This is a genomic window from Pseudomonas lyxosi (assembly GCF_047758685.1).
In the GTDB taxonomy this organism is placed as follows: Bacteria; Pseudomonadota; Gammaproteobacteria; order Pseudomonadales; family Pseudomonadaceae; genus Aquipseudomonas; species Aquipseudomonas lyxosi.
In genome coordinates, this window is the sequence record NZ_CP180481.1 from 647,441 (window position 1) to 668,335 (window position 20,895).

Here is a 20,895-nt window from a genome sequence, read left to right on the forward strand (position 1 = left end):
GTCCATGGCCAAGAAGCTTTACATCGAAACCCACGGTTGCCAGATGAACGAGTACGACAGCTCGCGCATGGTCGATCTGCTGGGCGAACACCAGGCCCTGGAAGTCACCGCTCGCGCTGAAGATGCCGACGTGATCCTGCTCAATACCTGCTCGATCCGCGAACGCGCCCAGGACCGGGTGTATTCTCAGCTCGGCCGCTGGCGCGAACTGAAACTGGCCAACCCGGACATGGTGATCGCCGTCGGCGGTTGCGTGGCCAGCCAGGAAGGCGCTGCAATTCGCGACCGCGCCCCTTACGTGGACGTGGTCTTCGGCCCGCAGACCCTGCACCGCCTGCCGGAAATGATCGACGCCGCCCGCGCTACCAAGCTGCCGCAAGTCGACGTCTCGTTCCCGGAAATCGAAAAGTTCGACCACTTGCCCGAGCCGCGCGTCGATGGGCCAAGCGCCTACGTGTCGGTCATGGAAGGCTGCAGCAAGTACTGCACGTTCTGCGTGGTGCCTTACACCCGAGGTGAAGAAGTCAGCCGCCCCTTCGATGACGTGATCGCCGAGATCATCCACCTGGCTGAAAACGGCGTGCGCGAAGTGACCCTGCTGGGGCAGAACGTCAATGGCTATCGCGGGACCACTCATGATGGTCGTTTGGCTGACCTGGCCGAACTGATCCGCGTCGTCGCCGCCGTCGATGGCATCGACCGCATCCGCTACACCACCTCACACCCGCTGGAGTTCTCCGACAGCCTGATTCAGGCTCACGCCGACGTGCCGGAACTGGTCAAACACCTGCACTTGCCGGTGCAATCGGGTTCGGACCGAATCCTGGCGGCGATGAAGCGCAACCACACCGCGCTGGAATACAAATCCAAACTGCGCAAACTGCGGGCCGCTGTGCCGGGGATTTGCATCAGTTCGGACTTCATCGTCGGCTTCCCGGGCGAGACCGAGAAAGACTTCGAACAGACCATGAAGCTGATCGAAGACGTCGGTTTCGACTTCTCCTACTCGTTCGTCTATAGCCAGCGCCCGGGTACTCCGGCTGCCGATCTGGCCGACGAAACGCCGGAAGAGCTGAAAAAAGAACGCCTGAACGCCCTGCAACATCGCCTGAACCAGCAAGGTTTCGAGATCAGCCGACAAATGGTCGGTTCGATCCAGCGAATCCTGGTGACCGATTATTCGAAAAAAGACCCCGGCGAACTGCAAGGCCGGACCGAGAACAACCGCATCGTCAATTTCCGCTGCGACAATCCGACCTTGATTGGGCAGTTCGCCGATGTGCACATCGACGCCGCTCAGCCGCACTCGCTGCGGGGCTCGTTGATCCAGTAACACCGCACATCATTGTGGGAGCCGAGCTTGCTCGCGATGGCGCCAGGTCAGACGACTCATATGTTGAATGCCAGACAGCCATCGCGAGCAAGCTTTGCTGCTACAGGGGCGGTGTTGGACGTTGCTTTATTTAAGAGCTTTCGCACCCAGGCCTCTGGCGTTATCCTTGATTTCATCTTAATTGCCCCAGGGCGGCTAAATACGACCTTGAACGCACCCATAGAACCACATCGTTTTATCCTCGAGCCTTTTGAAGCTCGCCGCTTCGCCAATCTGTGCGGGCAATTCGACGAGCATCTGCGCTTGATCGAACAGCGCCTGACCATCGAGATCCGCAACCGCGGAAACCAGTTCGAACTGATCGGCGAACCCAAACACACCACCTCCGCGGAAAACCTCCTGCGCCGTCTGTACCGGGAAACCAAGGGTACCGAGCTGTCGCCGGACATGGTTCACCTGTTCCTGCAGGAATCGGCCGTCGAAGAGCTGGACAACGTCTCCCCCTCCGAACCTTCCGTCGCCCTGCGCACCAAAAAAGGCATGATTCGCCCTCGCGGCTTGAATCAGTTGCGCTATGTGAAGGAAATCCTCGGTAACGACATCAACTTCGGCATCGGCCCGGCCGGTACCGGCAAGACTTATCTGGCCGTTGCCTGCGCGGTAGACGCGCTGGAACGCGAGCAGATTCGCCGCATCCTGCTGGTGCGCCCGGCGGTTGAAGCGGGCGAAAAGCTCGGCTTCCTGCCCGGCGACCTGTCGCAGAAGATCGACCCGTACCTGCGCCCACTTTACGACGCGCTCTACGAAATGCTCGGCTTCGAACACGTCGCCAAGCTGATCGAACGCCAGGTGATCGAAGTTGCACCGCTGGCCTACATGCGCGGTCGCACCTTGAACAACAGTTTCATCATCCTCGACGAAAGCCAGAACACCACCGTCGAACAGATGAAGATGTTCCTGACCCGGATCGGCTTCGGCTCCACAGCAGTCATCACCGGTGACATCACCCAGGTCGACCTGCCGAAAGGCACCAAGTCCGGGCTGCACCATGTGATCGAAGTGCTCAAAGACGTACCGGGAATCAGCTTCACCCATTTCATGCCCAAAGACGTCGTGCGCCATCCATTGGTGCAGCGCATCGTCGAAGCCTACGAGCGCTTCGAGAATCGCGTGGCCGACGAACCGGCGAAGTTCTCGTCCAAGGACAATCGCCACGATGCTTGAGCTTGATCTGCAACTGGCTACCGACGCGCCTGCCCCAAGCGAAGCCGAGTTCCGCCAATGGTGCGAACTGGCGCTGCGCCAGCGCACAGCCGACTCCGAAATGACCATCCGTTTGGTCGATGAAGAGGAAGGTCGCGAGCTGAACCACACCTGGCGGCAAAAGGATTACGCCACTAACGTCTTGTCGTTTCCTGCCGATGTGCCCGACGAGTTTCTCGACATTCCGCTGCTGGGCGATCTGGTGATCTGCGTGGCGGTGGTCGAGCGCGAAGCCGCCGAACAAGGCAAGGAGCTCAAGGCCCATTGGGCGCATCTGGTCATTCATGGCTGCTTGCATCTGCTGGGTTACGACCATATAGATGACGACGAAGCCGAAGAAATGGAAGCACTGGAACGAACGTTGCTTGCAGAGTTGGGCTATCCCGACCCGTATGCGGACGACGAAACCGACGCATCCCCTATCGTTACAACAAAGGATTCAGAGTAATCGCTATGAGCGAAGATCGATCGAGCAACGGGCAAAAGTCATGGCTGGGTAAGCTCACCCAGGCTTTTGCCCACGAGCCGAAGAACCGCCAGGAGCTGCTGGAGCTGCTGCGCGATGCACACCAAAACAAGTTGCTGGACAGCGAAGCGCTGGCCATCGTCGAAGGCGCCATCCAGGTTGCTGACCTGCAAGTACGGGACATCATGGTCCCGCGCTCGCAGATGATCAGCATCAAGGCGACCCAGACACCCCGCGAGTTCCTGCCTGCCGTGGTCGACTCGGCCCACTCCCGCTACCCGGTGATCGGCGAAAGCCACGATGACGTGATGGGCGTGTTGCTGGCCAAGGACTTGCTGCCGTTGATCCTCAAGGAGAACGGAGACAGCTTCAACATCAAGGACCTGCTGCGCCCGGCCACCTTCGTGCCCGAGTCCAAGCGTCTGAATGTGCTGCTGCGCGAGTTCCGCGCCAACCACAACCACATGGCCATCGTCATTGACGAATACGGCGGTGTGGCGGGTCTGGTGACCATCGAAGACGTGCTGGAACAAATCGTCGGCGACATCGAAGACGAGCATGACGTCGAAGAAGACAGCTACATCAAGCCGCTACCCAGCGGTGATTTCCTGATCAAGGCCCTGACGCCGATCGAGAACTTCAACGAGTTCTTCGACAGCCAATTCTCCGATGACGAATTCGACACTGTCGGCGGTCTGGTGATGAGCGCGTTCGGGCACCTGCCAAAACGCAACGAAATCACTGAAATCGGCCCTTATCGCTTCCGCATCCTGAACGCCGACAGCCGTCGTATTCACCTGCTGCGCCTGACACCCATTGCCCGTTAAGGATTGACATGCTCCGCGTAACCCGCCCCGGCTGGCCCGGTAACCTGCTGGCCGTGGTGGCCGGTGCAATCACCACCCTGGCCCTGGCGCCGTTCGATATCTGGCCGTTGGCGTTGCTGGCGGTCGGTTTCTTCTATGCCGGCTTACGCGAACTGAGCCCCCGCCAGGCCTTGGGCCGTGGCTGGTGTTTCGGTTTCGGTCTGTTTGGCGCTGGCACCAGTTGGATCTACTACAGCATTCACCACTTCGGCGGCGCTTCGGTGCTGCTGGCCGGTTTCCTGATGCTGATCTTCACGGCGGCGATTGCCTGGTTCTTCGCCCTGCCCGCCTGGATCTGGGCGCGTTGGCTGCGCCGTAACGAAGCGCCGCTGGCCGATGCCCTTGCGTTTGCGGCGTTGTGGGTCGGTCAAGAAGCGTTTCGCGGCTGGTTCCTGACCGGTTTTCCCTGGCTTTATTCTGGCTACAGCCAGCTCGACGGCCCCTTGGCCGGGCTCGCGCCACTCGGCGGGATGTGGCTGATCTCCTTCACCCTGGCCCTGACGGCCGCGCTGTTCTGTAACGCTTTGCGCCTGGTACGCACAAACCGCAAAGGTTTCATCGCCGCGGGTGTGTTGCTGCTGGTCGGCCCTTGGGTGGCCGGCATGGCGCTCAAGGAACACGCCTGGACAACCCCGGCGGGTGCTCCGCTGAGTGTCGCGGCGATTCAGGGCAACATCGAACAGAGCATGAAGTGGGACCCGGCGCAGCTCAACGCGCAGTTGGCGCTGTACCGCGACATGAGTTTCAGCTCGAAACCGGTCGACTTGCTGATCTGGCCGGAAACGGCCATTCCGGTGCTCAAGGAGTCCGCCGAGGGCTACCTGAACATGATGGGAAACTTCGCTGCAGAGCGTCAATCCGCGCTGATTACTGGCGTACCGATTCGCGAGGAAGTCCATCACCAGAAGCGTTTCTACAACGGCATCACCGTCGTGGGTGAAGGCGATGGCACTTACCTCAAACAGAAGCTGGTGCCGTTTGGCGAATACGTCCCGTTACAGGACGTGCTGCGCGGGCTGATCGCCTTCTTCGACCTGCCGATGTCAGACTTTGCCCGTGGCCCGGCTGATCAGCCGATGCTGCAGGCCAAGGGTTATCAGATTGCGCCGTTCATCTGCTACGAAGTGGTTTACCCGGAATTCGCCGCCAGCCTTGCGGCGCGTAGCGATCTGCTGCTGACCATCAGTAATGACACCTGGTTCGGCACGTCCATCGGCCCGCTGCAACACTTGCAGATGGCGCAGATGCGCGCACTGGAAGCCGGTCGCTGGATGATCCGCGCCACCAACAACGGCGTGACCGGCTTGATCAACCCGTTCGGCCAGATCACCGTGCAGATCCCGCAGTTCGAGCGCGGCATTTTGTACGGTGAAGTGGTGCCCATGCACAACCTGACGCCTTATCTGCAATGGCGCTCGTGGCCGCTGATCATTGTTTGCGTGCTGTTGTTTGGTTGGGCGTTGATCGCAAGCCGGATGGCCAAGACAGTCTGATGATCGTTCCCACGCTCCGCGTGGGAATGCATCCCGTGACGCTCTGCGTCACAACGTCAACAGCGGAACGCGGAGCGTCCCCGGCGGCATTCCCACGCGGAGCGTGGGAACGATCAATCAGCGCCGACATCGCATCAGTAAAACATTGAGTAACCGATCTGCCCCACCGCCTCATTCAACAACTGCCCGCTCTGCCAGATCGACTTGAATTCCGGCATCCAGCCGCCCAGTGGCCGGGCGTTGTCCACGCCTAAAAACCCCACCGGCGCTGGCACAACTTCAAATCCTGCCTTTTTGAAACTCCAGACCGCTCGTGGCATGTGCCAGGCTTGAGTCACGACGACCACGCGCTTGATCCCCTCCGGCAACAAAACTTCCGCGCTGAACTCCGCGTTCTCCCGGGTCGTGCGGCTGCGCCCTTCCTGCCAACGCACGGCCACGCCGAAATCATCGCGCAACGAGTCCGCCATCAACTTCGCTTCGGTCGGCGGGGTGCCGTAATGCAGGCCACCGCTGGTCAGAATCGGCAAACCGGAAGCCTTGGCCAGCCGCGCCGCATAGCGCTCGCGTTCCAGGCCCACGCCCGTTGGCTGGTCAGCGCCCCATGCCAGATCGCCCCGCTCACGCCCCGAACCGAGCACCACGATTGCATCGGCGCGCTGACTCAGCGTTGCCCAATCGTCGCGAGCCAGCGGCGCTTCACGCTCCAGCGCCTTGGCGCCCCACTGCACCACCACCGGCAGACTCATCAGCCAGAAGCCGCCCACGCCCAGCGCAAAGCACAACCCGGCAAGGCGCGGTCTTGAGCGACGCAACCACCAGGCAAGCACCAACAACAGCAAAAGAATGCCGGGCGGCAACAGGAGTTGTTTAACGAAATATCGAAAAGGCATCGAGCATCTCCAAAAAGATGCCCGAAGCCTAAGTGGGTTGACGCAATGCGACAACAAATACGGAAGGACTATGCTTCACAAATACATCAGACATTACTTCCAGTGTCCTTACTTGAATTGCAAAGACCGGACCTTTACCGCGTCCCTGCCGGGAACCTTGTCCTTGAGCCAGATGATCTTGGCCGAACGTGGTGCGTCGAGTTGCTTCACTGCTTCTGACAAGCATCCGTGTGTCTCACGTTCACTGCGATCGAGATACGCCTTGACCAGTGCAAACTCTGCGGGGCTCAAGCCACGCAATTCCAGTTCCAGCGGGCGCTCATCGCGTAACCGGCCAGCGGTTTTTGCCGCGTCCAGGGCCATTCCCAGACGATCGATCAGTCTTTCGTACAGCTCCGGTTTTGTAACTTTTTGCCGTGACTCAACCATCCATCACCTCATTGAAGATAAGACTCACTCCCCATTTAGAGCTTAGCTTCCATGAACAAACCGGCTGAATGCTGCGACCAACGGCCCTCGCAGCGGTTTTTGGGCAACCCGCAGCAGTAATCAGGGTTTCCCTCGGTAGAGTGCGGTCATGTATGCTACGGCGCTTCCTGTAACTCCACTTCCAGCTCGTCCGGGCACCGAAACGCCGATTTGGCGTGATCACCGTCCAGCGTTGCATTGAAGAGGATTAGGCCACCCCTATTCAGTTCAAAAGTAGCCATGCACGAACAATATCAGCCCCGTGAAATCGAAGCCGCCGCCCAGTCGTTCTGGGACGAGCAAAAGTCCTTTGAAGTCAGTGAACAGCCAGGCAAGGAGACTTTCTACTGCCTGTCGATGTTCCCTTACCCCAGCGGCAAGCTACACATGGGGCACGTGCGCAACTACACCATCGGCGACGTGATCTCCCGCTACCAGCGCATGCAAGGCAAGAACGTCCTGCAACCCATGGGTTGGGATGCCTTCGGCATGCCGGCGGAAAACGCCGCGATGAAGAACAACGTAGCGCCCGCCAAGTGGACCTACGAAAACATCGCCTACATGAAAACCCAGCTGCGCAGCCTGGGCCTCGCGGTGGACTGGTCCCGCGAAGTCACCACCTGCAAGCCTGATTACTACCGCTGGGAACAATGGCTGTTCACTCGCCTGTTCGAAAAAGGCGTGATCTACAAAAAAAGCGGCACCGTGAACTGGGACCCGGTCGATCAGACCGTTCTGGCCAACGAACAGGTGATCGACGGTCGCGGCTGGCGTTCCGGCGCGCTGATCGAAAAGCGCGAAATCCCGATGTACTACTTCAAGATCACCGCTTACGCGGATGAGCTGCTGGATAGCCTCGACGAACTGACTGGCTGGCCTGAACAGGTCAAGACCATGCAGCGCAACTGGATCGGCAAATCCCGCGGCATGGAAGTGCAGTTCCCATACGACGTCGACTCCATCGGCGAAACCGGCGCGCTGAAAGTCTTCACCACCCGTCCGGACACCTTGATGGGCGCAACCTACGTTGCCGTAGCCGCTGAACACCATCTGGCCACCCTGGCTGCACAGAACAACCCTGAGCTGCAGGCGTTCATCGCTGAATGCAAGGGCGGCAGCGTCGCCGAAGCCGACGTCGCCACTCAAGAGAAAAAAGGTCTGCCGACCTCGCTGTTCGTCGCGCACCCGCTGACCGGTGAGAAACTCCCGGTGTGGGTCGCCAACTACGTGCTGATGCACTACGGCGATGGCGCGGTCATGGCCGTACCGGCTCACGACGAACGTGATTTCGAGTTCGCCACCAAGTACAACCTGCCGATCAAGTCCGTGGTGCGCACCAGCTCCGGTGACACCAACCCGGCTCCGTGGCAGGACGCTTATGGTGAACACGGCACGCTGATCAACTCCGGCGAGTTCGACGGCCTGGACTTCGCTGGTGCGTTCGACGCTATTGAAGTCGCGCTGATCAAGAAAAACCTCGGCGCCTCGCGTACCCAGTTCCGCCTGCGCGACTGGGGCATCAGCCGTCAGCGCTACTGGGGCTGCCCGATCCCGATCATCCACTGCACCACTTGCGGTGATGTGCCAGTTCCGGAAGATCAACTGCCCGTCGTATTGCCGGAAGACGTCGTACCGGACGGCGCCGGTTCGCCACTGGCGCGCATGCCCGAGTTCTACGAGTGCAGCTGCCCGAAATGCGGCGCACCGGCCAAACGTGAAACCGACACCATGGACACCTTCGTCGAGTCCTCGTGGTACTACGCCCGTTACGCCTCGCCGCACTATGAAGGCGGTCTGGTGGAAAAATCGGCGGCCGACCATTGGTTGCCGGTGGACCAGTACATCGGCGGTATCGAACACGCGATTCTCCACCTGCTCTATGCGCGCTTCTTCCACAAGCTGATGCGCGACGAAGGCCTGGTGAGCTCCAACGAGCCGTTCAAGAACCTGCTGACCCAGGGCATGGTGATCGCCGAGACCTACTATCGTCGCGAAGCCAACGGTGCCTACACCTGGTTCAACCCGGCGGACGTGGAACTCGAACGCGACAGCAAGGCCAAGGTTATTAGCGCCAAGTTGATCGCAGACGGCCTGCCGGTGGAAATCGGTGGCACCGAGAAGATGGCCAAGTCGAAGAACAACGGCGTCGACCCACAGTCGATGATTGACCAGTTCGGCGCAGACACCTGCCGCCTGTTCATGATGTTCGCCTCGCCACCTGACATGAGCGCGGAATGGTCCGACTCCGGAGTAGAAGGTTCGCACCGCTTCCTCAAGCGCGTCTGGCGCCTGGCTCAAGCCCACGTCACTCAGGGCCTGCCGGGCAAACTGGACGTCGCCGACCTGAATGATGAGCAGAAAGCCATTCGCCGTTCGATCCACCAGGCCATCAAGCAGGCCAGCCACGACGTCGGCCAGAACCACAAATTCAACACCGCCATCGCTCAGGTGATGACGCTGATGAACGTGCTGGAAAAAGCCCCGCAAGGCACCGAGCAGGATCGCGCACTGATTCACGAAGGCCTGGAAACCGTGGTCCTGCTGCTGGCGCCAATCACTCCGCACATCAGCCATGAACTGTGGCATCGCCTGGGTCACGCCGACCCGGTGATCGACGCAGGCTGGCCTGTGCTGGACGAGAACGCTCTGGTGCAAGACAGCCTGCAACTGGTCATCCAGGTCAACGGCAAGCTGCGCGGCCACATCGAAATGCCCGCCAGCGCCAGCCGCGAAGAAGTCGAAGCCGCCGCACGGGCCAACGAGAACGTGCTGCGCTTTGTCGACGGTCTGACCATTCGTAAAGTGATCGTAGTGCCCGGGAAACTGGTCAATATCGTCGCCAGCTAATTGGATCAGGCGCCAGGTCATGCCTGGCGCCGAGTAAAACCTTTCGGGCCGCAAGATCGGCCCACATGGTTTCAAGGGGAGCAACAAGATGATCAAACGCAATTTGCTGGTGATGGGCCTTGCGGTCCTGTTGAGCGCCTGCGGTTTCCAGCTGCGCGGCACCGGCACCAATGAACTGGCGATCAAGGAACTCGACCTGAGTGCCCGCAACGCCTACGGCGAAACCGTGACTCAACTGCGTCAGGTACTCGAAAGCAGCGGCGTCAAGGTTTACACCGGCGCCCCCTACAAGCTGGTGCTGACCGATGAGCAGGAAAGCCAGCGCATTCTCAGCTACGCAGGTGCCGGTCGTACTGGCGAGTATCAGGTGAGCACAGTGCTGAACTACGACATCCGTGGTGAGAGCAACTTGTCGCTGCTGAGCGACAAGCTCGAAGTGCAAAAAATCTTTATCCACGATGGCAGCAACCTGGTGGGCTCCGACCAGGAAGCCAACGACGCCCGCAAGGAAACCCGTCGTGAACTGGTTCAACGGATGATGCTGCGTCTGCAACAGCTCACTCCGGCTCAGCTGGATCAGATGCAACAGACCGCCAACGCCAAAGCCAAGGCTGAAGCCGATGCATTGGAAGCGGCGCAGAAGGCTGAAGCGCAAACGCCGCGCCAGTCGCCAATCGAACTGCCGCAGCAGTAAGACTTACGGGGCGCTCAGGCGCCCCGTTCGACCTCTTCTATGAAACTCGCCCCCGCCCAACTCGCCAAACACCTGCAAGGTGCCCTCGCGCCGGTCTACATCATCAGTGGCGATGACCCATTGCTGTGTCAGGAAGCCGCCGACGCCATTCGTGCCGCCGCTCGCCAACAGGGATTCGACGAGCGCCAGGTCTTCGCCGCCGACGCCAGTTTCGACTGGGGAACGTTGCTGCAAGCCGGCGCGAGCATGTCGCTGTTCGCCGAAAAGCGCCTGCTGGAACTGCGTCTGCCGTCCGGCAAACCCGGTGACAAAGGCGCTGCGGCGTTTATCGAGTACTGCTCACGGCCCGCCGAAGACACGGTGTTGCTGATCAGCCTGCCGAAACTTGATGGCAGTGCGCAGAAAACCAAGTGGGGCAAGGCGCTGGTCGAAGGTCAGCAGACCCAGTTCGTGCAAATCTGGCCGATAGAGGCCAACCAGTTGCCGAGCTGGATCCGTCAACGGTTGTCCCAGGCCGGGCTTTCCGCCAGCCAGGACGCCGTCGAGCTGATCGCCGCACGGGTCGAGGGCAATCTGCTGGCAGCAGCCCAGGAAATCGAAAAGCTCAAACTGATGGCCGAAGGTGGTCAGATCACCGTTGAAACCGTGCAAGCGGCGGTGGCCGACAGTGCGCGCTTCGATGTCTTTGGCCTGACCGATGCGATTCTCAACGGCGAAGCGGCTCATGCCCTGCGCATGCTCGAAGGGCTGCGCGGTGAAGGCGTCGAACCACCCGTGATTCTCTGGGCGCTGGCCCGGGAGCTGCGTCTGCTGGCCAACCTGTCGTTGCAGTACAGCCAGGGCGTGCCGCTGGACAAAGCCTTCAGCTCAGCCCGACCGCCGGTCTGGGACAAACGCAAACCATTGATGAGCAAAGCCTTACAACGCTACTCGGCGCAACGCTGGGCGCAGTTGTTGCTGGAAGCACAGCGCATCGACGCACAGATCAAAGGCCAGGCCGCCGGTTCGCCGTGGATGAGCCTCAGTCGGTTGTCGTTGTTGATGGCCGGCCAAAGATTGTCGTTGCCCGCCGAGTAAACACGCCCACTGTAGCAGCTGGCGAAGCCTGCGTTCGGCTGCGAAGCAGTCGTAAACTCTGAATCCGGGATCATCCTGACACACCGCGCCGCTTGGCTTGGCGACTGCTTCGCAGCCGAACGCAGGCTTCGCCAGCTGCTACAGGTTCTGCGCTCTACGAAAGGTCCTACACAATGTGGGGCTAGACAGAACCCCGACTTCGGCCGATGATTTGCCCCGCGAAACCCACTCACTTGCGAGAAATCATCATGAGCAAAAAGCCATCGAAACATGGCCCGAACAAGGCCAAATCCATCATTGCCCAGCCACTGTTCCGCAGCCGTCAGGAACCAGCCGGCAAGGGCAAAGGCAGCTACCGCCGCGAAGCCTTCCAGTCTAATAGCTGGGAGGCTTCTTACTTTCTGGCGGCCTGAAAGGCAAGCGCTCGCTCAACATGTTAAGGTCTGCACCTGATTCGTACTCCCTGGACCCGTGCATGCCCCTTTGTATTTCCCGTCGTTGGCCCCTGCGCCAACTGATAGCTGCCTCCAGCCTCGTTTTGCTAGTCGCCTGCGCGGAAAAACCGACCGCAGCCGACGCCAAGCCGCTTCAGACCCTCCCCGTCGCGACAGCCCCTGCGGTCATTCCGCCCGTGGTTCCGACTGGTGAAAATCTCGACATCCAGCCCACCCAGACCTTCGCCGAATGGCAGGCAGGTTTCCGCAAGGACGCTCTGGCCGCCGGTATCCGCGCCGATCTGTTCGACCGCGCCTTCGCCAATGTCAGTCTCGACACCAGCGTGATCCGTGCCGACCGCAGCCAGCCGGAATTCTCCCGCCCGGTGTGGGAATACCTCGACGGCGCCCTTTCGCCGTTGCGGGTACGCAAAGGCGAGGCGCTGGTCAGCCAGTACGCCGACATCCTGCAAAGCATCGAACAGCGCTACGGCGTCGATCGTCAGGCACTGGTCTCGGTGTGGGGCATGGAAAGTAACTTCGGGCAGTTCCAGGGCAACAAGTCGGTGATTAATTCCCTGGCGACCCTGGCTTATGAAGGTCGGCGTCCCGGGTTTGCCCACGCGCAACTGATCGCCGCCCTACAGATCCTGCAACAGGGTGATATCGAGCCTGAGAAAATGCTTGGCTCCTGGGCTGGCGCCATGGGCCAGACCCAGTTCATCCCGACCACCTACAACACCCACGCGGTGGACTTCGATGGCGATGGTCGCCGCGACATCTGGGGCAGCCCGGCCGACGCCCTGGCCTCGACGGCGCACTACCTGCAAAGCTCGGGCTGGCAGAAAGGCCAGCCGTGGGGCTTTGAAGTGCAGCTACCGGGCAGTTTCAACTATGTCCTGGCCGATGGCACGATTCGCAAGAGCGTCGCTGAATGGCTGCAACTGGGCGTCACCCTGCCCAATGGCGGCCAGGTTCCGCCAGGCTCCGAACACCTGTCAGCCGCCCTGCTGCTGCCGGCCGGTTACCGTGGCCCGGCGTTCCTGGTCCTCGACAACTTCCGCGCAATCCTCAAGTACAACAACTCATCGTCCTATGCCTTGGCGGTGAGCCTGTTGTCCGAGCGTTTCAACGGTTCAGGCTTCATCAGTGGCACGTGGCCCAAAGATGATTTGCCGTTGAGCCGTACCGAGCGGATCGAACTGCAAAGCCTGCTGAGCGCGCAAAACTACGACGCGGGCAATGCCGACGGCATTATCGGTGCCAACACCCGCAAGGCGATCCGCAGTGCCCAGCAGTCGTTTGGCTGGCCGGCGGATGGGTATCCGACGCATAAGTTGCTCGAAGGCCTTCGTAACCGCTAAAAGCAAAAGATCGCAGCCGAAAGCTGCGATCTTTTTTTGCTACGCGCTATGACCTGACCACCACATCCTGCTCCAACACCAACTCCTTGTTCCCCGCATCCAACCTGACCAGCGCGCCCATCGGCAACGTCAGGTTCGGATCGCAATGCCCGCTGCGCCACCCTGCCAACACCGGTATCCGCAAAGGTGCGAAGGTCTGCTTGAGCAAGCGCTCCAACGCAACCGTATCAACCCCCGCCACATCCCCCACCAGAACCCCGCGCAGCTTGTGCAGCGTGCCAGCCAGGCGCAGATGGGTCAGTAGTCGGTCGATGCGATACAGCGGCTCATTAATGTCCTCGATAAACAGGATGACGCCCTCGGCATCCAACTCATACGGCGTGCCCATGGTCGCAGCGATCAGCGACAGATTGCCCCCCAACAAACGCCCGTGAGCGATACCAGGCTCGATTGTGGTCAACGGGTAGGCCACCGGGTGCGTCAACACGCTACCGGCCTTCACCTGTCCTCTGAGCATGTTGAAGAATGAAGACTCGGTAGGTTTTTGCTTGTCACCCAGCAGGTCGGCGTTGAGCATCGGGCCATGAAAGGTCACGAAGCCCGCATAACGGCTGATCGCCAAGTGCAGCGCGGTGATGTCGCTATAGCCGATGAACGGCTTGGCATTGGTGCGCAGCAGTTCAAAGTCGATGCGATCAAGCAACCGCGGCGTACCGTAACCCCCCCGCAAGCAAATGATGGCGTCGACCTCACTGTCGGCGAACGCTGCGTGCAGGTCATTGAGCCGTACATCATCACTGCCGGCCAGGTAATCATCTTTCTCATACACACCGGGGAAAACCCGCAGTGAATATCCGCGAGCGCGCATCCAGGTGATGGCCTTGTCGGTGTCCAACGCCGCGGGACCGGCGGGCGCAATAACGCCGATCACCCCTTGCGACGGTAAAGCCGGAACGGGTACATGAGGACAAAGGGTGTGGGTCGGTCGAACGGTCATCCATGAATCTCCCTGCGTGAACACTTCAGCACACAGTAGTCAGGAACGGGGACAAACAGAAGAGGGTCAGTCGCCCCGCAGGTTGCAGGAAAAAGCGCTGATTGCCGTGGGCAAGGCAAAAAAACGCCCGCAAGGCGCAATGCCTTGCGGGCGTTTTCATGTCTTGCAGCCGATCAGGACGACATCAGCTCGGCCTTGACCAGTTTCGCCTGCTCGTCGGCGTGGTACGAGGAACGTACCAGCGGGCCGGAAGCGACGTTTTTGAAGCCCATCTTGTAACCTTCCTCGGCGAACCAGGCGAACACGTCCGGGTGCACGAAACGCTGCACCGGCAAGTGGCTGCGGGACGGTTGCAGGTATTGGCCCAAGGTCAGCATGTCGATGTCGTGTTCGCGCATGCGCTTCATGACTTCGATCACTTCTTCGTCGGTCTCGCCCAGACCCAGCATCAGGCCGGATTTGGTCGGAATGTGCGGCATCATCTGCTTGAAGCGTTGCAGCAGGGTCAGCGACCACTGGTAATCCGAACCCGGACGCGCGGCCTTGTACAGGCGCGGCACGGTTTCCAGGTTGTGGTTGAACACATCTGGCGGCTCGGCAGCGGTGATTTCCAGCGCAACGTCCATACGGCCACGGTAATCCGGGACCAAGGTTTCGAGCTGAACGTTCGGCGACAGTTTGCGGATCTCGCGGATGCAATCGGCAAAGTGCTGGGCACCACCGTCACGCAGGTCATCGCGGTCAACCGAGGTGATCACCACGTATTTGAGTTTCAGGTCGGCAATGGCAATGGCCAGGCTTTCCGGCTCGTTGACGTCCAGTGGCTTCGGACGACCATGGCCAACGTCGCAGAACGGGCAGCGACGGGTGCAGATGTCACCCATGATCATGAAGGTCGCGGTGCCACCGGAGAAGCATTCGCCCAGGTTCGGGCAGGACGCCTCTTCGCAGACACTGTGCAGCTTGTGTTTGCGCAGCAGGGCCTTGATGCGGTCGACTTCCGGGGAAACCGGGATACGCACGCGAATCCAGTCAGGTTTCTTCGGCAGTTCGGTGGTCGGAATGATCTTCACCGGGATACGTGCAACCTTCTCGGCGCCGCGCAGCTTGACGCCGGCTTCAACCTTGGCACGCGGGGCCGGACGCTCGGTGACATCCAGCGTCGGGATCATGGTTTGCACTGCATCAGTAGTCATATCAGTCGATTCCGCCCGTTAGGGTCGTCTGCTCAGCATAGTCGAGGTGTTTGACGAGCTGCGCGCGCAGCCGGGCACTTACCTCGGCAAATTCAATCGATCCTGCGTGATCGCTCAGCTGGGTCATCGCCAGCCCGGCGTAGCCGCAGGGATTAATCCGTCGAAACGGTTCCAGGTTCATGTCCACGTTCAGGGCCAAGCCATGAAAGGAGCAACCGTGGCGGATCCGCAGACCCAGAGAAGCGATTTTCGCCCCATTGACGTAGACACCCGGAGCATCCGGCTTGGCCACGGCAGTGACGCCATAGCTGGCCAGCAACTCGATCAGGCACTGTTCCATGCGGCTGACCAGGTCACGCACGCCGAAACCCAGCTTGCGTACATCGAGCAACAGGTAGGCCACCAATTGGCCGGGACCGTGATAAGTCACCTGACCACCGCGATCAACCTTTACCACCGGAATATCTCCCGGGAGCAACAAGTGCTCAGCCTTGCCGGCCTGCCCCTGGGTGAACACCGGTGGGTGCTCGACCAGCCAGATCTCGTCCGCGGCATCGCTGCCGCGTTCGTTGGTGAAGCGCTGCATGGCATGCCAGACCGGCTCGTAAGCCATCTGGCCGAGCTCGCGAAAGCCCAGCGTGCCAGACATCACAGCACCATGTGCACGAAACCGGTAGCCCGCAACTCGCTGTTGATGTCGTACAGCTGTTCTTGACCGGTGGCGATGATGTGCAGCTGGATGGTCGTGTACTTGCCGTTGGTACTCTGGCGCTCGGCCAGGGTCTTGTGGTCAACGGTCGCGTGTTTCTCAAGGATCGCGATGATCTTGTCCTTGAAACCCACGCCTGTGTCGCCGATCACCTTGATAGGGTAATCCGCGCAGGGGAATTCGATTTTTGGCGCCTTTACTTCGTTGTCTGTCATGGCGTAACGGCCTCGTAAGCCGTGGCAACGGACATGGCCCCGTTCCGGATTGGAACAGGGCCATGCAAGTCCACACTAATTCAGTTGAACAAGCCGTAGAAGAATAGACGGATGCTATCCCACATGCGGCGGAAGATACCACCCTCGTCGACTGCGTCCAGAGCGATCAGGTCAGCGCTGTGCACGACTTTGTCGTCCAGCTTCACTTCGACTTTACCGATTACGTCGCCCTTGGCGATTGGCGCAACCAGTTGCGGGTTCATGGTCATGCTGGCGGCGAGCTTTTTCAGCTGGCCTTTTGGCAGGGTCATGGTCAGGTCTTGAGCCAGGCCGGCCTTGACTTGATTGGTGGTGCCTTTCCAGACAGGAGCCTGAGCCAGCTCGGCGCCTTTCTGATAGAACGTCTGGGTTTCGAAGAAGCGGAAACCGTAAGTCAGCAGCTTCTGGGTTTCGGAGGCGCGAGCCACTTCGCTGTTGGTGCCGAACACCACGGCGATAAGGCGCATGCCATCACGTACTGCCGAAGACACCATGCAGTAGCCGGCTTCGTCGGTGTGACCGGTTTTCAGGCCGTCGACCGTCTTGTCGCGCCACAGCAGCAGGTTACGGTTTGGTTGCTTGATGCCGTTCCAGAAGAACTCTTTCTGCGAGTAGATCGCGTAGTGAGCCGGGTCTTCGTGGATGATTGCGCGAGCCAGCACCGCCATGTCGTGAGCCGACGAGTAGTGCTCCGGGTTCGGCAGACCGGTCGGGTTCATGAAGTGGCTGTTGGTCATGCCCAGATCGGCCACGGTTTTGTTCATCATGTCAGCGAAGGCGTCTTCGCTGCCGGCGATGTGCTCGGAGAGCGCAACACTGGCGTCGTTACCCGACTGAATGATGATGCCGTGCAGCAGGTCGCTGACAGTGACTTGCGAGCCGACCTTGATGAACATCCGCGAACCGCCGGTACGCCAGGCGTTTTCGCTGACGGTCACCGGATCGTTTTCGCCGATCTGGCCACGACGGATTTCCAGGGTCGCGATGTACGCGGTCATCAGCTTGGTCAGGCTGGCCGGAGGCAGACGTTGGTCACCGTTGTTCTCCACCAGCACGTTGCCGCTGCTGGCGTCCATGAGTACATAGGCTTTGGCGGCCAGTTGTGGTGGCGACGGCATCATCTCGACCGCGAAAGCGGCAGGCGAGAGGAGCAGCGGGACTAGCAGACACAGGCGTTTGGCAAAGGTGGTGATGTTCATCCGTCTCTCGAAATCGCTAATGGAAACTGCCCTGAGGGGCAAAACTAATCAGACAGCCTTCTAACGGGCCATCGCGTGTTCAGTCGTTCACTCTATAACCCTTGCCGGGCTTTTGTTCTGTAACGAGCCAACAACCAGGTCCACCCCCCAAACCGCAAGCGAACCGTCAATCAAGTACTACGTATTACTCGGCAGTGACCAGGCTCGGCGAACCGAGATTGGCCATTCGCACGCTGTTCTGCACCTGCTGGATTTCACCCGGCGAGCCGATCGGCCCCAGGCGCACCCGATGCAGCGTCTGTTGATTGCGCACGATCGAGCTGATGAACACCGGAGCGCTCACCATCCCGCTGAGCTTCGATCTCAGGAGCTCTGCAGCGTCCGGGTTGGCGAACGCGCCCACCTGCAGATACTGGCCAGAGGCTGGTACAGAAGCGTTTTTTTTTGCATCGAGCGGCACCGGCACAACGGCCGCGGCGTGCTGCTGCGGCGGTGGAGTCCATTGTTCGACGGTGCCGGCCGAAGCCGTAATCGTCGGGGCGTTATTTTGCGAGATTTGCGGCTCGTTAAGCATCAAAGGCGCCGGACGGCCTTTGGCTGCCCACCATTGCTGCGGGTCAATGCCTTCGACCTTGACCCGCGCGGTACCGGTTTCGGCATAGCCGAGCTTCTTGGCGGCCGCGTAGGACAAGTCGATGATTCGGTCCGAGTAGAACGGCCCGCGGTCGTTGACTCGCAGGACTACGCTCTTGTTGTTGTCCAGGTTGGTCACCCGAACGTAACTCGGCAGCGGCAGGGTCTTGTGCGCGGCGCTCATGCCGTACAGGTCGTAAACCTCGCCATTGGCGGTGTTCTGACCGTGGAACTTGGTGCCATACCAGGACGCAGTGCCCGAGGCCACGTAGGTCTTGGATTCCTGCAACGGGAAATAAGTCTTGCCCAGCACGGTGTATGGGTTGGCTTTATAAGGACCTGTATGCAGGGTCGGCGTGGCATCCGGGATGCGCGATACATCGACGTCCCACCATGGCGCGCCATCTTTGTGCGCGCGGTTGATGTCCAGGCCTGGCGCTGCGCGCACGGCGGTGGAAGACTTTTGGGTCGGCGCACGGCTGGTCGAACAACTGGCGACCAGCACCGCCAACGCGGCGAATGCCATCAGCTTCAGGGGTTTATTCATAGGCAATGCCCGCATTACTTGACGCCCCGTGCTTGGACCAGCTGTTCAGACAGTTGATGTACGGCCATGGCGTACATCACGCTGCGGTTATAACGCGTGATTGCGTAAAAATTCGTCAGGCCCATCCAGTATTCGGGGCCATTGTCACCTTCCAGGCGGAAAGCCGTGACCGGCATATCATCGCGCAGCGCATCATGACTTGACCACCCCAGCGCCCGCAACTCCCCGACGGTTTTAGTCGGCTCGATGCCCGTGGTCAAACCTTCGTCCACGTGTTCGCCACGCACATCGGCGCGGCTGACCACCGGTTCGCCGGCGACCCAGCCGTGACGCTTGAAATAACTGGCGACGCTGCCAATCGCATCGTCCGGATTAGTCCAGATATTAATGTGGCCGTCACCGTCAAAGTCCACCGCGTAGGCGCGAAAACTGCTCGGCATGAACTGCGGCAAACCCATCGCGCCGGCGTAAGAGCCTTTGAGCGTCAGCGGATCGACCTGCTCTTCCCGAGCCAGCAACAGGAACTCACGCAATTCCTTGCGGAAAAATTCGGCACGGGGAGGATAGTCGAAACCCAGGGTCGACAAGGCGTCGATTACCCGAAAATTGCCGGTATTGCGGCCGAAAAAGGTCTCAACGCCGATGATCGAAACAATAACCTGCGCCGGTACGCCGTATTCCTGTTCGGCACGGGCCAGTACCGCCTCGTGCTGACGCCAGAAGTCCACACCACGGGCGATGCGCGCATCGGTGATGAACATCGGGCGATACTCGTTCCACTGCTTGACCCGCTCGGCAGGTTTCGAGATCGCGTCCAGAATCGACTGCTTGCGCTCGGCTTCGCGGAACACGCCCATCAGCTGCTCACCGGCGAAACCGTAGTCGCGGGTCATTTCACCGACGAATTCGGCCACCTGCGGTGAGCCTTCGTAATCGCCGGCCAACGCTTCCTGCGCTGTGCCAAGGATGCTTACCAGGCTGACCCATGGCGCATATCGAGTCGCCCAGCCACGCATTACTTGCATTGAAATCTTCACCTTATTCAAACCTGAGCGATCCACTTACGATGGGTATGGATCGACATCAAAACCCCAAACGCTGACAGCAGCGTCACCAGCGAAGTTCCTCCGTAGCTAATGAACGGCAACGGCACCCCTACAACCGGCAACAGGCCACTGACCATACCGATGTTGACGAAAACGTAAACAAAAAACGTCATGGTCAGGCTGCCCGCGAGCAATTTGCCGAACAATGTCTGGGCCTGGGCGGTAATCACCAGTCCGCGGCCGATCAACAACAGGTAAATCAGCAGCAGTGCGCAGATACCCACCAGGCCGAATTCCTCGCCCATGACCGCAATAATGAAGTCGGTGTGGCTTTCCGGCAGGAAATCCAGGTGCGACTGGGTGCCGAGCAACCAGCCCTTGCCGAACACACCGCCGGAACCGATAGCGGCTTTCGATTGAATGATGTTCCAGCCAGTGCCCAGCGGATCACTCTCGGGGTCGAGGAAGGTCAGGATTCGCTGCTTCTGGTAGTCGTGCATGATGAAGTACCACATGCCGACCGCCACCGGCACAGCCGCGGCAATCACGCTGAGAATCCAGCGCCAGCGCAGGCCACCCATGAACAGAACGAACGCGCCACCGGCGAGGATCAGCAGCGAAGTGCCGAGGTCGGGCTGACGCACGATCAGGATGAACGGCAAGCCGATCAGAAACAGACTGACGCCCACATGCTTGAGCTGCGGCGGCAAGGTGCGCTTGGACAGATACCAGGCGATAGTCGCCGGCATCAGAATCTTCATGAATTCCGAGGGCTGGAAGCGGATCACCCCGGGGATGTTGATCCAGCGTGTGGCGCCCATGGCGTTGTGGCCCATGACGTCCACCACCACCAGCAACAGCACACCGATCACATAACCGACCGGCACCCAACGGGCCATGAAGCGCGGTTCAAACTGAGCGATGACGATCATCGACACCAGGCCGATACCGAATGAGGTGGCCTGCTTGGCCAGCAGATCCCAGCTCTTGCCGCTGGCCGAATACAGCACGAACAAGCTACCGGCAGCGAGGGTCAGCAGCAGGATCAGCAACGGCCCGTCGATGTGCATGCGTTGCAACAGCGTCGCGCGGCGACGCATCACATCCTCGCTGGAG

The 20,895-nt window shown here is 60.1% G+C and carries 20 protein-coding genes; 10 read left to right on the forward strand and 10 right to left on the reverse strand.

Going from position 1 to position 20,895, the window contains the following annotated elements:
• Positions 1-4 precede the first annotated feature (4 nt).
• From miaB to lnt, 5 genes are all read left to right on the forward strand, one after another.
• Positions 5-1,333: a tRNA (N6-isopentenyl adenosine(37)-C2)-methylthiotransferase MiaB gene (miaB, locus tag ACMXYI_RS03120; RefSeq protein ID WP_415771607.1), complete on the forward strand. Its 1,329-nt coding sequence runs from the start codon at positions 5-7 to the stop codon at positions 1,331-1,333.
• A gap of 207 nt (positions 1,334-1,540) precedes the next feature.
• Positions 1,541-2,557 (forward strand): PhoH family protein, encoded by a 1,017-nt coding sequence (locus ACMXYI_RS03125; RefSeq protein WP_033054171.1) that lies wholly within the window; start codon positions 1,541-1,543, stop codon positions 2,555-2,557.
• On the forward strand, positions 2,550-3,044 hold the full coding sequence (gene ybeY, locus ACMXYI_RS03130) for an rRNA maturation RNase YbeY (RefSeq protein ID WP_415771609.1): 495 nt from the start codon (positions 2,550-2,552) through the stop codon (positions 3,042-3,044). Before ACMXYI_RS03125 ends, ybeY begins: the two co-directional genes overlap by 8 nt.
• Positions 3,045-3,049: 5 nt before the next feature.
• The gene (locus ACMXYI_RS03135; protein WP_008152854.1) at positions 3,050-3,889 is read left to right on the forward strand and encodes an HlyC/CorC family transporter; all 840 of its coding nucleotides are present in this window, start codon (positions 3,050-3,052) and stop codon (positions 3,887-3,889) included.
• Between the two features lie 8 nt (positions 3,890-3,897).
• Positions 3,898-5,421, forward strand: coding sequence for an apolipoprotein N-acyltransferase (gene lnt / locus ACMXYI_RS03140; RefSeq protein ID WP_415771611.1), 1,524 nt, complete (start codon positions 3,898-3,900; stop codon positions 5,419-5,421).
• 134 nt (positions 5,422-5,555) lie between these two features.
• Here lnt and ACMXYI_RS03145 read toward each other — a convergent pair whose 3' ends face one another.
• Positions 5,556-6,314, reverse strand: coding sequence for a YdcF family protein (locus ACMXYI_RS03145; RefSeq protein ID WP_415771612.1), 759 nt, complete (start codon positions 6,312-6,314; stop codon positions 5,556-5,558).
• A 108-nt stretch (positions 6,315-6,422) separates the two neighbouring features.
• On the reverse strand, positions 6,423-6,743 hold the full coding sequence (locus tag ACMXYI_RS03150) for a hypothetical protein (protein ID WP_046055542.1): 321 nt from the start codon (positions 6,741-6,743) through the stop codon (positions 6,423-6,425).
• A 279-nt stretch (positions 6,744-7,022) separates the two neighbouring features.
• Here ACMXYI_RS03150 and leuS point away from each other — a divergent pair, with 279 nt between their 5' ends.
• The 5 genes from leuS (at position 7,023) to ACMXYI_RS03175 (ending at position 13,198) form a co-directional block, all read left to right on the forward strand.
• Positions 7,023-9,629: a leucine--tRNA ligase gene (leuS, locus tag ACMXYI_RS03155; protein ID WP_415771614.1), complete on the forward strand. Its 2,607-nt coding sequence runs from the start codon at positions 7,023-7,025 to the stop codon at positions 9,627-9,629.
• An 88-nt stretch (positions 9,630-9,717) separates the two neighbouring features.
• Positions 9,718-10,323 carry an LPS assembly lipoprotein LptE gene (lptE, locus tag ACMXYI_RS03160; protein WP_415771615.1) on the forward strand — a complete coding sequence of 202 codons (606 nt, stop codon included), beginning with the start codon at positions 9,718-9,720 and terminating at the stop codon, positions 10,321-10,323.
• A gap of 39 nt (positions 10,324-10,362) precedes the next feature.
• On the forward strand, positions 10,363-11,400 hold the full coding sequence (holA, locus tag ACMXYI_RS03165; RefSeq protein WP_008152842.1) for a DNA polymerase III subunit delta: 1,038 nt from the start codon (positions 10,363-10,365) through the stop codon (positions 11,398-11,400).
• Positions 11,401-11,648: 248 nt separating this feature from the next.
• Positions 11,649-11,813 (forward strand): alternative ribosome rescue factor ArfA, encoded by a 165-nt coding sequence (gene arfA, locus ACMXYI_RS03170; RefSeq protein WP_056744572.1) that lies wholly within the window; start codon positions 11,649-11,651, stop codon positions 11,811-11,813.
• Between the two features lie 62 nt (positions 11,814-11,875).
• Positions 11,876-13,198, forward strand: a complete 1,323-nt coding sequence (locus tag ACMXYI_RS03175; RefSeq protein ID WP_415771617.1) for a lytic murein transglycosylase — start codon at positions 11,876-11,878, stop codon at positions 13,196-13,198.
• Between the two features lie 46 nt (positions 13,199-13,244).
• On the opposite strand, the gene ACMXYI_RS03180 is transcribed toward ACMXYI_RS03175, so the two are convergent.
• From ACMXYI_RS03180 to rodA, 8 genes are all read right to left on the reverse strand, one after another.
• Positions 13,245-14,195, reverse strand: coding sequence for a S66 peptidase family protein (locus ACMXYI_RS03180; protein ID WP_415771618.1), 951 nt, complete (start codon positions 14,193-14,195; stop codon positions 13,245-13,247).
• A 173-nt stretch (positions 14,196-14,368) separates the two neighbouring features.
• Positions 14,369-15,391, reverse strand: a complete 1,023-nt coding sequence (lipA, locus tag ACMXYI_RS03185; protein ID WP_059402097.1) for a lipoyl synthase — start codon at positions 15,389-15,391, stop codon at positions 14,369-14,371.
• Position 15,392: 1 nt separating this feature from the next.
• Positions 15,393-16,040, reverse strand: coding sequence for a lipoyl(octanoyl) transferase LipB (gene lipB / locus ACMXYI_RS03190; RefSeq protein ID WP_008152829.1), 648 nt, complete (start codon positions 16,038-16,040; stop codon positions 15,393-15,395).
• Positions 16,040-16,315 (reverse strand): DUF493 domain-containing protein, encoded by a 276-nt coding sequence (locus ACMXYI_RS03195; protein WP_129440902.1) that lies wholly within the window; start codon positions 16,313-16,315, stop codon positions 16,040-16,042. The genes lipB and ACMXYI_RS03195 overlap by 1 nt, the downstream gene beginning before the upstream one ends.
• An 80-nt stretch (positions 16,316-16,395) precedes the next feature.
• Complete coding sequence (locus ACMXYI_RS03200) at positions 16,396-17,553, reverse strand: D-alanyl-D-alanine carboxypeptidase family protein (RefSeq protein ID WP_415771621.1); 1,158 nt, start codon at positions 17,551-17,553, stop codon at positions 16,396-16,398.
• 184 nt (positions 17,554-17,737) lie between these two features.
• The gene (locus ACMXYI_RS03205; protein WP_415771623.1) at positions 17,738-18,748 is read right to left on the reverse strand and encodes a septal ring lytic transglycosylase RlpA family protein; all 1,011 of its coding nucleotides are present in this window, start codon (positions 18,746-18,748) and stop codon (positions 17,738-17,740) included.
• The gene (gene mltB / locus ACMXYI_RS03210) at positions 18,748-19,758 is read right to left on the reverse strand and encodes a lytic murein transglycosylase B (RefSeq protein WP_415771625.1); all 1,011 of its coding nucleotides are present in this window, start codon (positions 19,756-19,758) and stop codon (positions 18,748-18,750) included. Before mltB ends, ACMXYI_RS03205 begins: the two co-directional genes overlap by 1 nt.
• Positions 19,759-19,775: 17 nt before the next feature.
• On the reverse strand, positions 19,776-20,879 hold the full coding sequence (rodA, locus tag ACMXYI_RS03215; RefSeq protein ID WP_161990844.1) for a rod shape-determining protein RodA: 1,104 nt from the start codon (positions 20,877-20,879) through the stop codon (positions 19,776-19,778).
• Positions 20,880-20,895 lie beyond the last annotated feature (16 nt).

What these genes read in the sequence shown, in the direction of transcription:
- holA (WP_008152842.1), top strand. Translation starts at nt 10,363, where the DNA reads ATGAAACTCGCCCCCGCCCAACTCGCCAAACACCTGCAAGGTGCCCTC.
- ACMXYI_RS03145 (WP_415771612.1), bottom strand. Translation starts at nt 6,314, where the DNA reads ATGCCTTTTCGATATTTCGTTAAACAACTCCTGTTGCCGCCCGGCATT.
- ACMXYI_RS03175 (WP_415771617.1), top strand. Translation starts at nt 11,876, where the DNA reads ATGCCCCTTTGTATTTCCCGTCGTTGGCCCCTGCGCCAACTGATAGCT.
- lipB (WP_008152829.1), bottom strand. Translation starts at nt 16,040, where the DNA reads ATGTCTGGCACGCTGGGCTTTCGCGAGCTCGGCCAGATGGCTTACGAG.
- ACMXYI_RS03150 (WP_046055542.1), bottom strand. Translation starts at nt 6,743, where the DNA reads ATGGTTGAGTCACGGCAAAAAGTTACAAAACCGGAGCTGTACGAAAGA.
- ACMXYI_RS03180 (WP_415771618.1), bottom strand. Translation starts at nt 14,195, where the DNA reads ATGACCGTTCGACCGACCCACACCCTTTGTCCTCATGTACCCGTTCCG.
- ACMXYI_RS03135 (WP_008152854.1), top strand. Translation starts at nt 3,050, where the DNA reads ATGAGCGAAGATCGATCGAGCAACGGGCAAAAGTCATGGCTGGGTAAG.
- leuS (WP_415771614.1), top strand. Translation starts at nt 7,023, where the DNA reads ATGCACGAACAATATCAGCCCCGTGAAATCGAAGCCGCCGCCCAGTCG.
- lnt (WP_415771611.1), top strand. Translation starts at nt 3,898, where the DNA reads ATGCTCCGCGTAACCCGCCCCGGCTGGCCCGGTAACCTGCTGGCCGTG.
- ybeY (WP_415771609.1), top strand. Translation starts at nt 2,550, where the DNA reads ATGCTTGAGCTTGATCTGCAACTGGCTACCGACGCGCCTGCCCCAAGC.
- mltB (WP_415771625.1), bottom strand. Translation starts at nt 19,758, where the DNA reads ATGCAAGTAATGCGTGGCTGGGCGACTCGATATGCGCCATGGGTCAGC.
- rodA (WP_161990844.1), bottom strand. Translation starts at nt 20,879, where the DNA reads ATGCGTCGCCGCGCGACGCTGTTGCAACGCATGCACATCGACGGGCCG.
- miaB (WP_415771607.1), top strand. Translation starts at nt 5, where the DNA reads ATGGCCAAGAAGCTTTACATCGAAACCCACGGTTGCCAGATGAACGAG.
- ACMXYI_RS03195 (WP_129440902.1), bottom strand. Translation starts at nt 16,315, where the DNA reads ATGACAGACAACGAAGTAAAGGCGCCAAAAATCGAATTCCCCTGCGCG.
- ACMXYI_RS03205 (WP_415771623.1), bottom strand. Translation starts at nt 18,748, where the DNA reads ATGCGGGCATTGCCTATGAATAAACCCCTGAAGCTGATGGCATTCGCC.
- ACMXYI_RS03200 (WP_415771621.1), bottom strand. Translation starts at nt 17,553, where the DNA reads ATGAACATCACCACCTTTGCCAAACGCCTGTGTCTGCTAGTCCCGCTG.
- lipA (WP_059402097.1), bottom strand. Translation starts at nt 15,391, where the DNA reads ATGACTACTGATGCAGTGCAAACCATGATCCCGACGCTGGATGTCACC.
- lptE (WP_415771615.1), top strand. Translation starts at nt 9,718, where the DNA reads ATGATCAAACGCAATTTGCTGGTGATGGGCCTTGCGGTCCTGTTGAGC.
- arfA (WP_056744572.1), top strand. Translation starts at nt 11,649, where the DNA reads ATGAGCAAAAAGCCATCGAAACATGGCCCGAACAAGGCCAAATCCATC.